The organism is Stenotrophomonas sp. YJH_SMC_16, from assembly GCF_059367875.1.
Map to the genome: position 1 here is coordinate 19,076 of NZ_JCAFRH010000011.1, position 13,980 is coordinate 33,055.

At 68.1% G+C, this 13,980-nt stretch carries 16 protein-coding genes; 9 read left to right on the forward strand and 7 right to left on the reverse strand.

All coding sequences use genetic code 11. From position 1 onward, the window contains the following. Window positions 1-15: 15 nt before the first annotated feature. From AC5P6E_RS18920 to AC5P6E_RS18935, 4 genes are all read right to left on the reverse strand, one after another. Window positions 16-624 (reverse strand): HutD/Ves family protein, encoded by a 609-nt coding sequence (locus AC5P6E_RS18920; RefSeq protein ID WP_019337109.1) that lies wholly within the window; start codon window positions 622-624, stop codon window positions 16-18. A 34-nt stretch (window positions 625-658) separates the two neighbouring features. Further along, complete coding sequence (locus tag AC5P6E_RS18925; RefSeq protein WP_495231225.1) at window positions 659-1,384, reverse strand: murein L,D-transpeptidase catalytic domain family protein; 726 nt, start codon at window positions 1,382-1,384, stop codon at window positions 659-661. 17 nt (window positions 1,385-1,401) lie between these two features. Continuing rightward, complete coding sequence (locus AC5P6E_RS18930) at window positions 1,402-2,487, reverse strand: L,D-transpeptidase (RefSeq protein WP_019337110.1); 1,086 nt, start codon at window positions 2,485-2,487, stop codon at window positions 1,402-1,404. Window positions 2,488-2,839: 352 nt separating this feature from the next. Further along, on the reverse strand, window positions 2,840-3,151 hold the full coding sequence (locus AC5P6E_RS18935; protein ID WP_224329378.1) for a ComEA family DNA-binding protein: 312 nt from the start codon (window positions 3,149-3,151) through the stop codon (window positions 2,840-2,842). A 216-nt stretch (window positions 3,152-3,367) separates the two neighbouring features. On the opposite strand from AC5P6E_RS18935, the gene AC5P6E_RS18940 reads away from it, so the two are divergent. The 4 genes from AC5P6E_RS18940 to murU all read left to right on the forward strand — a co-directional run bounded on the left by AC5P6E_RS18940 (window position 3,368) and on the right by murU (window position 6,998). Further along, window positions 3,368-4,861, forward strand: coding sequence for a M20 family metallopeptidase (locus AC5P6E_RS18940; protein ID WP_010483606.1), 1,494 nt, complete (start codon window positions 3,368-3,370; stop codon window positions 4,859-4,861). Window positions 4,862-4,931: 70 nt separating this feature from the next. Further along, complete coding sequence (locus tag AC5P6E_RS18945) at window positions 4,932-5,201, forward strand: GlsB/YeaQ/YmgE family stress response membrane protein (protein WP_010483608.1); 270 nt, start codon at window positions 4,932-4,934, stop codon at window positions 5,199-5,201. Between the two features lie 64 nt (window positions 5,202-5,265). Beyond that, the gene (locus AC5P6E_RS18950) at window positions 5,266-6,291 is read left to right on the forward strand and encodes a phosphotransferase (protein WP_019337112.1); all 1,026 of its coding nucleotides are present in this window, start codon (window positions 5,266-5,268) and stop codon (window positions 6,289-6,291) included. After that, window positions 6,288-6,998 (forward strand): N-acetylmuramate alpha-1-phosphate uridylyltransferase MurU, encoded by a 711-nt coding sequence (murU, locus tag AC5P6E_RS18955; protein ID WP_019337113.1) that lies wholly within the window; start codon window positions 6,288-6,290, stop codon window positions 6,996-6,998. Before AC5P6E_RS18950 ends, murU begins: the two co-directional genes overlap by 4 nt. A gap of 467 nt (window positions 6,999-7,465) precedes the next feature. On the opposite strand, the gene hda is transcribed toward murU, so the two are convergent. From hda to AC5P6E_RS18970, 3 genes are read right to left on the reverse strand one after another with little or no spacing between them, the layout of a single operon-like run. Further along, the gene (gene hda / locus AC5P6E_RS18960) at window positions 7,466-8,173 is read right to left on the reverse strand and encodes a DnaA regulatory inactivator Hda (RefSeq protein WP_019336863.1); all 708 of its coding nucleotides are present in this window, start codon (window positions 8,171-8,173) and stop codon (window positions 7,466-7,468) included. Beyond that, window positions 8,173-9,342 carry an AI-2E family transporter gene (locus AC5P6E_RS18965; protein ID WP_010483616.1) on the reverse strand — a complete coding sequence of 390 codons (1,170 nt, stop codon included), beginning with the start codon at window positions 9,340-9,342 and terminating at the stop codon, window positions 8,173-8,175. The genes hda and AC5P6E_RS18965 overlap by 1 nt, the downstream gene beginning before the upstream one ends. Further along, on the reverse strand, window positions 9,339-10,478 hold the full coding sequence (locus AC5P6E_RS18970) for a DUF2066 domain-containing protein (protein ID WP_019336864.1): 1,140 nt from the start codon (window positions 10,476-10,478) through the stop codon (window positions 9,339-9,341). Before AC5P6E_RS18970 ends, AC5P6E_RS18965 begins: the two co-directional genes overlap by 4 nt. A 99-nt stretch (window positions 10,479-10,577) precedes the next feature. On the opposite strand from AC5P6E_RS18970, the gene purM reads away from it, so the two are divergent. From purM to purN, 5 genes are read left to right on the forward strand one after another with little or no spacing between them, the layout of a single operon-like run. Then, window positions 10,578-11,636, forward strand: a complete 1,059-nt coding sequence (purM, locus tag AC5P6E_RS18975) for a phosphoribosylformylglycinamidine cyclo-ligase (RefSeq protein ID WP_019336865.1) — start codon at window positions 10,578-10,580, stop codon at window positions 11,634-11,636. A gap of 22 nt (window positions 11,637-11,658) precedes the next feature. After that, a complete protein-coding gene (locus AC5P6E_RS18980; RefSeq protein ID WP_019336866.1) occupies window positions 11,659-12,147 on the forward strand; it encodes a hypothetical protein in 489 nt (162 codons plus the stop codon). After that, window positions 12,144-12,566: a hypothetical protein gene (locus AC5P6E_RS18985; protein ID WP_019336867.1), complete on the forward strand. Its 423-nt coding sequence runs from the start codon at window positions 12,144-12,146 to the stop codon at window positions 12,564-12,566. The genes AC5P6E_RS18980 and AC5P6E_RS18985 overlap by 4 nt, the downstream gene beginning before the upstream one ends. 41 nt (window positions 12,567-12,607) lie before the next feature. After that, a complete protein-coding gene (locus tag AC5P6E_RS18990) occupies window positions 12,608-13,270 on the forward strand; it encodes a DUF2238 domain-containing protein (RefSeq protein WP_010483625.1) in 663 nt (220 codons plus the stop codon). Further along, window positions 13,267-13,926, forward strand: coding sequence for a phosphoribosylglycinamide formyltransferase (gene purN / locus AC5P6E_RS18995; protein ID WP_019336868.1), 660 nt, complete (start codon window positions 13,267-13,269; stop codon window positions 13,924-13,926). The genes AC5P6E_RS18990 and purN overlap by 4 nt, the downstream gene beginning before the upstream one ends. Window positions 13,927-13,980 lie beyond the last annotated feature (54 nt).

The following is a 13,980-nucleotide window of genomic DNA, read 5'->3' on the forward strand; positions in this document are numbered from 1 at the left end:
ACCGGCGCCCAGGAATCATCCCGCTGCTGCACTGACCCGTATCGCCAACAACTCGCCACCGCCCTGCAACGCGTGCCGCTGACGTTCGCCGGCCGCCAACCACGCGGTATCGCCGGCCCGTAGCGCGGGCAGGCCGCTGTCGGCACCGAACTCTGCCTGACCGGACAGCAGATGCAGCGCCCAGGCCACGCCCGGTTCGCAGAAGAAGAACATCGCGCCCACCAGCGGCCGGTGCAGCAGTTCGGCCTGCAGCAGCTCGCGCTTCCACATCAGGTTGAAGTCGTGGGTGGTGCCATCGACCAGTTCACCGTGCAGGGTTTCCTCGCCGGCAAAGCGCACCCGTCCATGCGGCGGCAGCACCTCGGCAACGCGGCCATCGTCGAAGCGCAGGCGCACGCCATTGCCCTGCAGCAGTACCAGTTCGCGCTCCACGCCGGGGAAGGCGGAGAACGCGGCGTCCTGCTCGATCTCGGCCACCGACAGACGCAGCGCCCAGTCATCCCCCTGCGCAGGCAGGCGCAGGATCTCGCGGGTCCAGCCAAGTCCATTCCGCCAGCGCTCGCGGCGATAGTCCAGGCTGGAAATGACCTGGCTCGGAGTGTGCAGCAGGGAGTCGATGTTCATCCGCGCATTGCATCATGCCGCGCGCCGTCGTGCATCACCGCGTGGCGAGCGTGCCCTGGCCACCGCACCCGCCGGCCAGCAGCTGCGAGTGCTTCAGCCAATCCTGGTCGGGGTAGTAAGCAAACACCATCGTGCCACCACGCAACGCATCGATCAGCGGCTTGGCCACCGACAGCCGCACCGCCGGGCAACCCAGGCTGCGTCCCAGCCGCCCCTGCAGCTGCGCGGTAGCCGGGTTCACGTACGACGCACCATGGATGACGATCGCTCGGTCACGCGCGCGGTCATTGAAGCCCGGTTCCAGGCCGGCCAGGCGCAGCGAATATCCATTGCCGCCCATGTAGGTCTCCTGCGCGGTGAACGCGCCGAGACTGGACATGAAACTGCCGTCGCGGTTGGAGAAGTGCTCGGTGCGGTTCTCGCCGCTGTTGCGGCCATGCGCCACCCATTCCTCGAACAACAGGCGCTGATGGGCCAGGTCGAACACCCACAGCCGCGGCTCGGTGGACGGGCGCGAGTAATCGATCACGCTGAGGCGATCGCCATTGATGCCCAGTTCCGGCCGCTGCAACGCACAGCGCATGGCGTGCGCCGCCAGCTGCAGCACGTGGCGGTCGGCCTTGGGCGCACTGCGCGACAGCAGGGCAGCCAGATCATCGGCAGAGGTGGCGAGGGCGGGCGTCTGTGCCAGCGCCGGGGCGCTGGCCGAGGTCGCCAGCAGGCCGAACGCGGCCAGCCGGCACAGGCGGGATGCAGTCATGGGCACAACGAGGGGACTCAGTTGCCCTTGAGGGTGGACCCTGGCGGCTCGGATTCCAAGACCGGCTGCATTCCGGATTCAGCCGGGCTTGGGCGGACCGCCGGCAGCGAGGTGACCAGCAGGGTCGTGCCCGGCACCAGCACCTGGTACAGCTGGCGAGCGAAATCGGTCGGCAGCGCCATCGGCAGCGAGGGCGTGGCCAGCAGGTCCGGCGTGGCCTGGGCGCGGTCCTGGCCCAGCAACGGGTAGGCCGTCCACTGGTGCAGGCGCTGGTTCACGTCCAGCGGGCTGGGGGTATCGCTGTAACCCTGCCCCATCACGAACAGGGTGGTGCCCTGGAAGGCCGGCAGGGCGTCGGCCTTCAGCGGCGACTCGCCAATCATCACGCCATCGCGCAGCACGTACAGGCGCTGGTCGTGCAGGCTGACCAGGATGCCGACCTGCCCGGCCGGCGCCGCGGCGTCGTCCCACCAGGCCTGTGCCGGGGCTCCGCCCTCGGTCTCCGGCAGGGCCTGGCCGCGCGCGTTCACCGGCGCCAGCACCGACGGATAGGCCAGGGTCATCGGCGAGCTCTTGGCATCGGCCACGACCACGGTATCGCCGCGCTGGGTTTCACTGAACAGCTTCTGCGCGAAGGCCTGCGGCAGGCGCACGCAGCCGTGCGAGGCCGGATGCCCGGGCAGGCTGCCGCCATGCAGGGCGATGCCGTCCCAGGTCAGCCGCTGCATGTACGGCATCGGCGCGCTGTTGTAGAGGTTGGACTTGTGGTCCTTGTCCTTCTGCAGGATGGTGAACACACCGGTCGGCGTCTCGTGCCCGGCCTTGCCCGAGCTGATCGTGGTCAGGCCGATGGCGATACCGTTGCGGTACACGTAGGCGCGCTGCTCATCAAGGCTGACCACCAGCACGATCGGGCCGGTCGGCGAGATTTCCGGATGCCACAGGTATTCGCCCGGCTTGAGGTCGGTCGGTCCGCGTACCTCGGCGGTGGCCGCAGCGGCAGCTGCAGGCTTGGCGGCCGGCGTCGGCGCAGCGGCATGGGCCAGCAGCGGCAGGGCCAGTGCAAGGGCGAGCATCAGGGTCGTGGGGCGGTGCGGAAGCATCCAGCGGGGGTCCTTTCCATGCAGAGCGGCCACCGTACACCATCGGCCCGTGGTGGCCGCGGCAAAACCAGGCGCCGGAAATGAAACTGCCCGGCGACACAGCCATGTGTCGTACCGGGCAATCGTTACGTCCTTGTCGGCCTGCTGCCGCCCCCTCGCATCCTGCGCTGTGGGGGTAGCGTTGCATCCTGCACGCGGCCGCGTCTGTCCTGTTTGTATCTCAGCCCCTTCCACAGGTCTGTGATGCCACCATCCTGGTGAGTGGTGCCGCGTCCTGCGGCGGTCGGTGGTCACGGCCTTCCTGTCCGTGACCGGTGAACCAGCCTCCTGCCGGTTCCGACGATTCCTGCTGTCAGCGCCTCGGTACGGTTCGCACCGGTACCGATCCGGGTACCGGATCCGCCGGCAACAACCTGTTGCCTACGGTGATCCGCTGTCGATTCCGTTCGACGATTGCTTTCCCTATCCCCTTCACCTGCGCCAGGTCCTCGACGCGATGAAACGGGCCGTGTCTGCGCCGGTGCTCGACGATCGCCTCGGCCTTGGCGGCTCCGACCATCGTCAATCCCTGCTGCAGCGCCTGGGCATCGGCGCGGTTGATGTCGATCGGTTCGGCGGCATGCGCCCCAGCGATCCACACGACCAGCACCAGTGCCCTCAACACGACACTCCAAGGCACGACGTGTATCTCCTTGTGGTTCTGACCGTCCCGACCGGCAATCCCGTCGGTAGGAACAGTGTCCGTCACCACATGCACACAGCCTATCGGTTTCCTGGATTTCTAAAAGCCAGCCAAATACCCGACGTGATGTAGGAAAAACCCTACCCACGGCACAGGCGTAGAATGTCGCGATCACAGCCCATGCAATCGGAGTTTCAGATGGACAGCGCCAAGCTCGGCCAATTCGTCAATGACAAGTGGGACAGCGAGATCGTCCCGCAGTTGGTCGACTACATCCGCATTCCCAACAAGTCGCCGATGTTCGACGCCAATTGGGTGCAGAACGGCTACATGGAACAGGCGGTCACGCTGATGGAGAACTGGGCCAAGGCCCAGCAGCTGCCCGGCCTGAAGGTTGAAGTGGTGCGCCTGGAAGGCCGTACCCCGCTGATCTTCCTGGAAATTCCGGCTACCGGCGCCGAAACCGGCGACGACACCATCCTGCTCTACGGCCACCTGGACAAGCAGCCGGAAATGACCGGCTGGGACGACGACCTCGGCCCGTGGACCCCGGTCCTGCGCGGCGACAAGCTGTATGGCCGCGGCGGCGCCGACGACGGTTACGCCATCTTCGGCTCGCTGGCCGCCGTACTGGCGCTGCAGGCCCAGGGCCTGCCGCACGCCCGCTGCGTGGTGCTGATCGAAGCCTGTGAAGAATCGGGCAGCTACGACCTGCCAGCCTACGTCGACCACCTGGCCGACCGCATCGGCAAGCCGTCGCTGGTGGTCTGCCTGGATTCGGGCTGCGCCAACTACGACCAGCTGTGGTGCACCACCTCGCTGCGCGGCCTGACCGGCGGCAACTTCACCGTGAAGGTGCTCAACGAAGGCGTGCATTCCGGCGATGCCTCCGGCGTGGTGCCGTCCAGCTTCCGCCTGCTGCGCCAGCTGCTGTCGCGCATCGAGGACCAGGACACCGGCCGCATCCTGATCGACGGCATGAACGTTGAAATTCCGGCCGAGCGCCAGGAACAGGCCAAGCGCGCCGCCGAAGTGGTCGATACCGAAATCTTCGAGAAGTTCCCGATGGTCGACGGCCTGCGTCCGATGAACGAGGACCTGACCGAGCTGGTGCTCAACCGCACCTGGCGCCCGGCGCTGTCGGTCACCGGCGTCGGTGGCATGCCGGCGTTGGAATCGGCCGGCAACGTGCTGCGCCCGCAGACCTCGGTGAAGCTGTCGCTGCGCCTGCCGCCGACCGCCGATGGCAAGACCTGCGGTGAGCTGCTGAAGGAAGCGCTGCTGCGCGACCCGCCGAACGGCGCGCAGGTCACCCTGGATCTGGAAAAGGCCTCCACCGGCTGGAACGCCCCGGCCATGGCGCCGTGGCTGACCCAGGCCATCGACGACGCCAGCCAGGCCTTCTTCGGCAAGCCGGCGATGTACATGGGCGAAGGCGGCTCGATCCCGTTCATGGGCATGCTGGGCGAGAAGTTCCCGGGCGCCCAGTTCATGATCACCGGCGTGCTTGGCCCGCACTCCAACGCGCACGGCCCGAACGAGTTCCTGCACATCCCGATGGGCAAGAAGGTCACCGCCTGCGTGTCCAAGGTGATCAGCGAGCACTACGCCGCCAGCCTGCGCGGCGAGACCAGCGGTTCGCCGGTGGCTGCCGACAGTGGCACCCGCCACGGCGACCACGGCTGCTGCTGATTACGTCACACCGTGACGGACGCAGTCTGGCCTTGCTAGGCTGCGTCCACCCTTGCTGGAAATCGCGCGCATGAATGGTCTGTTCGGCAGCAGCAGCTGGCTCTACATCATCCTGGTCGGCTTCTTCGTCGGCCTGCTCGGGCGTTTCTTCATGCCCGGCAACAACCGCATGGGCTGCCTGCTGACCATCGTGCTGGGCATCCTCGGTGCGCTGCTGGCCGGCTGGTTTGGCCAGTACATGGGCTGGTACGCCCCCGGTGAGCCGGCCGGTTTCCTCGGTGCGGTGGTGGGCGCGGTGGCCGTGCTGGCCGTCCTGCGCCTGTTCAGCGGCCGCCGCTGAGCGCGCATCCCCTTCCCTTCCTGTTCCCGACGTTGGCGCGCCCGGCGCGCCCGGATATGCCTGCATGACCGAACCCGCCTCCGACCCCCAGCGCAGCGCGCAGCGCCTGCGGTGGGCCCGTACCCAGCTCGATGATGCCAGCGCGGTGGTCGAACGCGCCTCGGTTGATGCCGGCATGCGCAGCTACTGGCGCACCACCAGCACCGGTGGCAGCCACATCGTGATGGATGCCCCGCCGGGGCTGGAAGATCCGCGGCCGTGGATGCGCATGCGCGGCCTGCTGCACGACAACGGCCTGCGTGTGCCCGCGCTGCTGGCACAGGATCTGGAGGCCGGCTTCCTGCTGCTGGAAGACCTCGGCGGCCCGACCCTGGCGAAGATCCTCGACGAGCGCAACGCTGACGAATGGTTCGGCCGTTCGATCGAACAGCTGCTGCGCCTGCAGGCGATTCCGGTGCCGGCCGACTTCGGCCAGTTCGGCGAAGCGCTGCTGCAACGTGATGCCGGCCTGTTCGACGAATGGTTCCTGCAGCGCCACCTGAACCTGGAGCTGGACTGCGGCGAGATCGAAGGCCTGCAGCTGGTGCATCGCCGCCTGATGGACAACGCGCTGGGCCAGGCCCAGCTGATGACCCATCGCGACTACATGCCGCGCAACCTGATGCCGGTCGACGACGGCCCCGCCGTGCTGGATTTCCAGGACCTGGTGCGCGGCCCGATCGCCTACGACGCGGTAAGCCTGTTCAAGGACGCCTTCCTGAGCTGGCCGCTGCAGCGTGTAGACGAATGGCTGGCGCAGTACCACGAGCGTGCGCGCGGTGCCGGCCTGCCGGTGCCCGACCGCGCCACCTTCCTGCGCGATGCCGACTGGATGGGCATCCAGCGCCACGTGAAGATCCTCGGCCTGTTCTGCCGCCTGCGTTACCGCGACAACAAGGGCCATTACCTCGACGACGCGCCGCGCTTCATCGGCTATCTGGATGAAGTGCTGCCACGCTATCGCGAACTGGCGCCGCTGCAGCAGTTGCTGGACGACCGCATCAAGCCAGCACTGGCCGAGTTGGCCGCACCGCTGCGCGTGGCCCGATGAAGGCGCTGGTCTTTGCCGCTGGCCTCGGCGAGCGCATGCGCCCGCTGACCCTGCACACGCCCAAGCCGCTGCTGGAAGTGGCTGGCAAGCCGCTGATCGTCTGGCACCTGGAACGCCTGGCCGCGCTTGGCGTGCGCGAGGTGGTGATCAACACCGCATGGCTGGCCGAGCAGTTCCCGACGATGCTGGGCGATGGCAGCCAATGGGGCCTGCGCCTGCATTTCATGTACGAAGGGCAGACCCCGCTGGAAACCGGCGGCGGCATCCTCAACGCGCTGCCGGTGCTGGGCGACGCCCCGTTCCTGGTGGTGAACGGTGACATCTGGACTGACTTCGATTTCGCCACGCTGCCCCGCGAGCCACAGGGCCAGGCGCACCTGGTGCTGGTCGACAATCCCGCGCAGCACCCGGACGGCGACTACCGGCTGGACGCGCAGGGCCTGCTGCACCACGACCGCCAAGGGCCGTGCCTGACCTACGCGGGCATCGGCGTGTATCGCCCCTCCATCGTGGCCGACTGGCGCACGGTGATCGGCGATGCGCCGGGTAGCGAGCGTGTTCCGCCGAAGTTCTCGGTGGTGCCGCTGCAGAAGCATTTCATGGCGCAGGGGTTGATGACGGGGCAGCACCATCGCGGGCGTTGGACCGATGTGGGTACCGTGGATCGCCTGCGCGCGCTGGATGTTGAGTTGGCGGCGAACGGCTGAGCCCCTCGTGGCTGGACTCATTGAAAGCAGAAGCCGTGCTTGGCCGGTCGGGGTGGGCTGCGCAGGGGACGCTGCAAGTACGTCCATGTAAGCTCGGTCGCCGCATCCATGCGGCTCACGCCCCTGCGCAGCCCACCCCGACCGGCCTCTGACAGTTTCCGTGCGCGTCCAGCCACGGAAGAAAGGAAAGAAAAGCAGAAGCGGGTCGCTTCGCTGCGCTTGCTCTGGTGTCGACCAAGGTCGGCATCCACCAACAGCCGCGGAAACCTGTCGAAGGCGGGGGGCTGTGGGTTTGCGGGGTGTGAGCCGCATGGATGCGGCGACCAAGCCCCCATGGATGGGTTCACGGCGTCCCCGCAAACCCACAGCGCCCCGCCATCCCACGGATAGCCCGCTTTTGACGTTGACGTTGATGTTGCTTCGGCTTCTGCGGGTGCAGGGCGCAGCCCTGCAAACAAACCCCACCCTCAGTAACGAGGCCGGCCTTCTTCCAGCACCTGGCGCAGGAACGGCACGGTGATCCGCCGCTTCGCCGCCAGTGACTCGCGGTCCAGCCAGTCCAGCAGCGTGATCAATCCACCCAGCTCGCGCCCGGTGTGCGACAGCAGCCACTCGATGGCCGCCTCGTCGATCGCCAGCCCACGCCGCAGTGCACGCTCACGCAGCACCGCCGCGCGACCTTCCTCATCCAACGGCTGCAGCAGCACGCGCACGCACTGGCCCAGGCGCGAACGCAGGTCGGGCAGTACCAGCCCCAGTTCTTCCGGCGCCTTCTGCGCCGTGTACAGCACGGTCACGCCTGCAGCGCGCGCGCGGTTGTGGAAATCGAACAGCGCGATCTCGTCTTCGCGATTGCCCGCGATCTCATCCAGGCCGTCCAGCGCCACCAGCTCGCGCACCTCCAGCCCATCCAGCGCCGCACGCACGCGGCCGGCCGCACTGGCCAGCGGCACGTAGGTCGGCAGGCGCCCGGCCTGCTCGGCGCTGGAACACATCGCCAGCGCCTGATGGGTCTTGCCGGTGCCCGCCGCCCCTTCCAGGTAGACCCAGTCGTGGCTGGCGCCCACCGCGATCGCGCGCAGCTGCGCCAGCGCGCCATCCGGCGCGCCGATGAAGGTCTCCAGGCGCTGGTCCCGTGGGTAATGCAGGGCCAGCGGCAGTTGCGGCACACCCATCACTTCAGGTCGGGGCCCTTGTCGTTCGGAATGATGATATGGGGGGCATCGACCACGCCATCAAGCACGATCGCCGGCTTCTCGCCCACGTACAGCTCGCTCTGGCGGTAGCGCTGGTGCGCGTAGCGCAGCAGCACGTTGGTCACCGCCGCCACCGGCAGCGCCAGCAGCATGCCGAGGAAGCCGAACAGCTGGCCGCCGGCCATCACCGCGAAGATCACCGCCACCGGGTGCAGGCCGATCTTGTCGCCGACGATGCGCGGGGTCAGCACGTAGCTTTCCAGCAGCTGGCCCACGGTGAACACCACGCCGACCAGGATCAGCAGCTTCAGGTCGAAGCCCTGCGCCTGCACCAGTGCGGCGATGATCGCCATCAGGATGCCGGTGGTCGCGCCCAGGTAAGGGATGAAGCTGATGAGGCCGGCAATCAGGCCGATCAGCAGGCCCAGCTTCAGGCCAACCAGCGACAGGCCACCGGCATAGATCACGCCCAGCGCCAGCATCACCAGGAATTGGCCGCGGATGAACGCGCCCAGCACCTCGTTGGATTCGCGCGCCAGCGCGCTGATGGTGCCGATCTGGTTGCGCGGAATCACCGACGCGACCCGCTCGACCAGCTTGTCCCAGTCACGCAGGAAGTAGAACGCCAGGATCGGCAGCAGCAGGATGTTGACCACCCAGGTCACCATCGCGAAGCCCGAGCGCGAGACGTAGCCCATGAACGTGGTGGCGAAGCCGCCGGCCTGCTGCCAGTGGCTGCGCACCCATTCGATCAGGCGGTCCGGGTCCAGCCACTGCATCACTTCCAGGCCGGTCTTCTGCTCGAACCAGGGAATGCCCTTTTCCATCAACCACGCCTGTGCCTGCGGCGCGACCGCGATCAGGGTGGTGATCTGGCGCTCGATCATCGGCACTAGCACCAGCAGCAGCGCCACGATCACCAGCACCATCGCCGCGAACACCAGCACCACGCCGGTCATGCGCGAGCGGCCGGTGGCCTCGATGCGGTCCACCAGTGGATCGCCCAGCCAGGCCAGCGCCAGCGCCAGCACGAAGGGAGTCAGGATCGGCGCCAGCAGCCACACCACCCAGCCGACCAGGCCGGCGAACAGGATGTACTTCAGGCGGCGCAGGAACTGCGCGATTTCCGCTTCCGGGGTCAGAGTCATCGCAGGCGGTACTCGTTGCTGACCGGGGCGGCCACCGGGGTACCGGTGGTGTCATCGATCGGCGTCGGCAGGGCCGGCAGCGGTGCGCTCGGCGCCAGCACACCGTTGTCGCCCAGCATGCGGTTGAAGCCGGCCAGGCCGGTGGTCATCTCCAGGCTCAGCTCCAGCTGGCCGGCCGAGGCGTGCAGCGGGGTGACGTTGCGCACCACCGGCACCTCGCGCAGGCCGGCAGCCAGGCGCAGGTAGTCATCGGCACTGTTGATGCCGGTGACCACTACACGGTAGGTGCCGGCCTGGCCGACGGCGGCGCCCGCCTTGGCATAGCGCTTGACCAGCGCATCGGCGGCACCATCGGCACCGGCGGCCATCGCACGCATGGCGTTGGCGTCCTTGCTGGTCCACTTGTTCAGCTCACGGCCGTTGTCGACGAACACCCAGTCCGCCTGCCAGCCACCGTTGGCGCGGTACAGCTTGCCGATCAGCTGCATCGGCGGCGAGTAGCGCGAAGAGGCGCGGGCCACGGCGGCGCTGTCCTGGCGCCAGATGGCACCGGCCAGTGCCTGTTCGGCAGCACCACCGCTGGGCAGGCCCAGCTTGTAGCCGCGCTCGATGGCGCGGTTCAGCAACGGCCGGGCGGCGTTGGCCTGCTGCACGCTGACCAGGCGCGGACCGCTGCCGTCGTCGACGGCCAGCCACAGCACCGGCTTCGGGCGCGGCTGCGGCCACAGCGGCAGGCCCAGCGCCGACACCAGCGAATCGACATCGTCCTCGCGGAAGCGGGCCACCAGCAGGGTACGGAAGCTGGGGGCGCCACTGGCGCTCACGCTCTGGTCCTGCTTGTAGTCGTAGCTGGCCACGTAATCCTTGGCATTGCGCAGCGCCTGCGCCACGCCAGGGCGCGACATCACGCTGCGATCGCCGGACAATTTGCCCAGTACAACGCTCAAGGCGCGGGCCAGGGCGCCGTTGCGGTCGGCTTCGGCTTGGCTGTTGACGGGCACTTCGGCCTCGTACGCGCCAGTGGCGGTGGCAACATCACCCTCGGTGCGCAGGCCGCTCTGGGCCATCGTGGCCACCGGCAGGCTCAGCGCAAGGAGCAGGGTCAGAATCAGGCTGCGGCGCATCAGGACATCCATTGGCTCGACGTATCCGGGGGAATTGTTGCCCGAATACGGCCTTTGCGCCAATGCGGCCTGTTAAAATCGCCCGTTCAACCCCTGCCAGCGCCGACGCCCGTGACCAACACCCCGTCTTCCGCCCCCTCCCCCCTCACCTATCGTGACGCGGGTGTCGACATCGACGCCGGCAACGCGCTGGTCGAGCGGATCAAGCCCCTGGTCAAGCGCAGCTTCCGCCCGGAAGTGATGGGTGGCCTGGGTGGCTTCGGCGCCCTGTTCGACCTGTCCAACACGTACCGCGAGCCGGTGCTGGTGTCCGGTACCGACGGCGTGGGCACCAAGCTGAAGCTGGCCCACCAGCTGAACCGCCACGATACGATCGGCATCGACCTGGTCGCCATGTGCGTGAACGACGTGCTGGTGCAGGGTGCCGAACCGCTGTTCTTCCTGGACTACTTCGCTACCGGCAAGCTGGACATCGACACCGCCGCGGCGGTCGTGGGTGGCATCGCCAACGGCTGCACCGAGGCCGGCTGTGCGCTGATCGGCGGCGAAACCGCTGAAATGCCCGACATGTATGCCCCGGGCGAGTACGACCTGGCCGGCTTCACGGTCGCTGCGGTCGAGAAGAGCGAGCTGAAGGACGGCGCCAGCGTGGCCGCCGGCGACGTGCTGATCGGCATCGCCTCGTCCGGCCCGCACTCCAACGGTTACTCACTGGTGCGCCGCATCTACGACCGCGCCGGTCGCCCGGCCGATCTGGAGCTGGAAGGCGGCGTGAAGCTGGTCGATGCGCTGATGGCGCCGACCCGCCTGTACGTCAAGCCGATCCTGTCGCTGCTGAAGTCGCACGGCGAGGCCATCCACGGCATGGCCCACATCACCGGTGGTGGCCTGACCGAGAACATCATCCGTGTGGTGCCCGAAGGCCTGGGCCTGGACATCCAGGCCTCGTCGTGGACCCTGCCGCCGGTGTTCCAGTGGCTGCAGAAGGAAGGCGCGGTGGCCGACAGTGAAATGTGGCGCACCTTCAACTGCGGCATCGGCTTCGTGCTGATCGTGGCGCCGGACCAGGTGGCTGCAGTGTCCGACGCGGTCAAGGCGCAGGGCCTGGAGCACTGGACCATCGGCCAGGTGGTCACCGCCGAAGGCGCCGAGCGCGTCCACATCGGCTGATCCCGGCAACCCAGGAGCCCGCATGGACGCAACGCCCCCCTTGTCGCCCGCCCCCGTGCCGCCGCCGCTGGCGACGGTACCGGTGTTCAGCGCGCAGGATGCCGATCACCTGCGCATGCTGGCCATCGCGCACTACGTGGTCGGCGCCCTGATCGCGCTGTTCTCGCTGATCTTCATCATCCACATCGTGCTGGGCATCACCGCGCTCACCGGCAACCTGCCGATGAATTCCGGCGGCCAGCCGTCATCGCCGGCCGAGGAACGCCTGTTCGGCTGGATGTTCACCATCGTCGGCTGCGTCATCGTGTTCGGTGGCGTGACCCTGGGCGCGTTCGTGGCCTACGCCGGCCGCTGCCTGACCCGTCGCCGCCGCTATCTGCTGTGCCTGATCGTGGCCGGCTTGGCCTGCCTGTTCACGCCGATCGGCACCGCACTGGGGGTGTTCAGCCTGATCACTCTGCTGCGCCCGCAGGTCAAGGCCGCCTTCGACCTTCCCGCCACGACCGCATGACTGCCTCCGGCAATCCGCCGCCGCTGCCGCATCAGGCCCTGGCGCAGCTGCAGCTGACCAGCCATCTGCAGACGCTGAAAGTGCTGTTCTACGCGTTGGCCGGCTTCCATTGGGTCGCCACAGTGGCGCTCCTCGGCCTCAGCGGCTGGGTGGCCCAGTCACGCGGGCTGGACGATGCCTGGATGCTGACCACGGTCTATGCGTCGATCGCCGGGCTGGCCGCCGTGCTGGGGTTCGTGCAGCTGCACACCGCGCGCCAGCTGTCACATCGCACCGGGCTGGCCTGGTGCCAGCGCGCAGCCTGGCTGGGCGTGCTGGCCGGCCCGCTGGGCATGGCCTTGGCCGCCTATGCCTGGGTGTTCCTGTCCAAGCCTGAAATGGCCGCGCTGTTCGACCGCGGCGACCACCTCAGTGTCTGAACCTGCCGGCAGACGCCCCGTCCTGTCCTGATCGATTTCCCATGTCCGCGCCTGCCCTCCCGACGTCCACTTCGCCCACCACCCACCGCTTCTCGGGGCCCAAGAAGCTGGCCTTTGCCACCGTACTGGCGGTGTTCGCAATCAGCTGGGTCCACCCGCTGTGGCCTACCGAACAGGCCCTGCACAGCACCCTGACCGTGATCGGGCTGGCCGCGCTGCTGTGGGTCGACCGTCGCGGCGGCTGGCTGGGCAACGGCGCCTTCATCGCCATCTGTGGCTTCATCGCGCTGCACTGCGTGGCGGCGCGCTGGCTGTATTCCAACGTGCCCTACGACGCTTGGGCGCAGGCGCTGACCGGCTGGTCGCCGAATGCGGCCTTCGGCTGGCAGCGCAATCACTTCGACCGCCTCATCCACTTCCTGTTCGGCGTCTGCTTCACTCCCGCGCTGCTGCAGCTGGCGCGCCATGCGTGGCCCGCGCTGCGCCTGGGCCAGGCCTTCACTCTGGCGGTGATGACGGTGATGTGTGCCAGCCTGGTCTACGAATGGTTCGAGTGGGCCATCGCGCTGGCGCTGTCGCCGGATGCCGCCGAGGCCTACAACGGCCAGCAGGGTGACATGTGGGATGCGCATGCCGACATGCTGATGGCGACCGTCGGCAGCCTGCTGACGTGGCCACTGATCCGTCGGAGTTCCCTGCAATGACCGCCCCAACCCGCATCGCCGTGCTCGCCTCGGGCCGCGGCAGCAACCTGCAGGCCATCCTCGACGCGATCGGCAGCGGCCGCCTGCCGGCCGAGGTGGTCGGCGTGTTCTCCGACCGCCCTGCTGCAGAGGCCCTGCAGCGCGTCGCACCGAACCTGCGCTGGGCACACGCACCGAAGTCCTTCAGTGACCGCGCCAGCTACGAGCAGGCGCTCGGCGATGCGCTGGCCGCAGTACAGCCGGACTGGATCGTCTGTGCAGGCTACATGCGCATCCTCGGCGCGGCCTTCGTACAGCGCTTCGATGGCCGGCTGGTCAATATCCATCCGTCGCTGCTACCGCTGCACAAGGGCCTGGACACCCATGCCCGGGCGCTGCAGGCCGGCGATGCCGAGCACGGCGCCAGCGTGCACCTGGTGGTGCCGGAGCTGGATGCCGGAGCCGTGCTGGCGCAGGTACGTGTACCGGTGCAGCCAGGTGATGACGCGCACAGCCTGGCCGAGCGCGTGCTGGCGGTGGAGCATCCGCTGCTGATCGCCACCCTGCAGCTGTTGTGCGAGGGCCGCCTGGCTGAACGGGAGGGTCAGCCCTGGCTGGACGGTCACCCCCTGTTTAGCCCCTTGGCCCTAGATTCCGCCGGAAACCTGAACCGGTAACGCCCTTGCACACGCCCTGCTGACTGCGGGGCTGGCATCCTGCCCCCCTCCTGC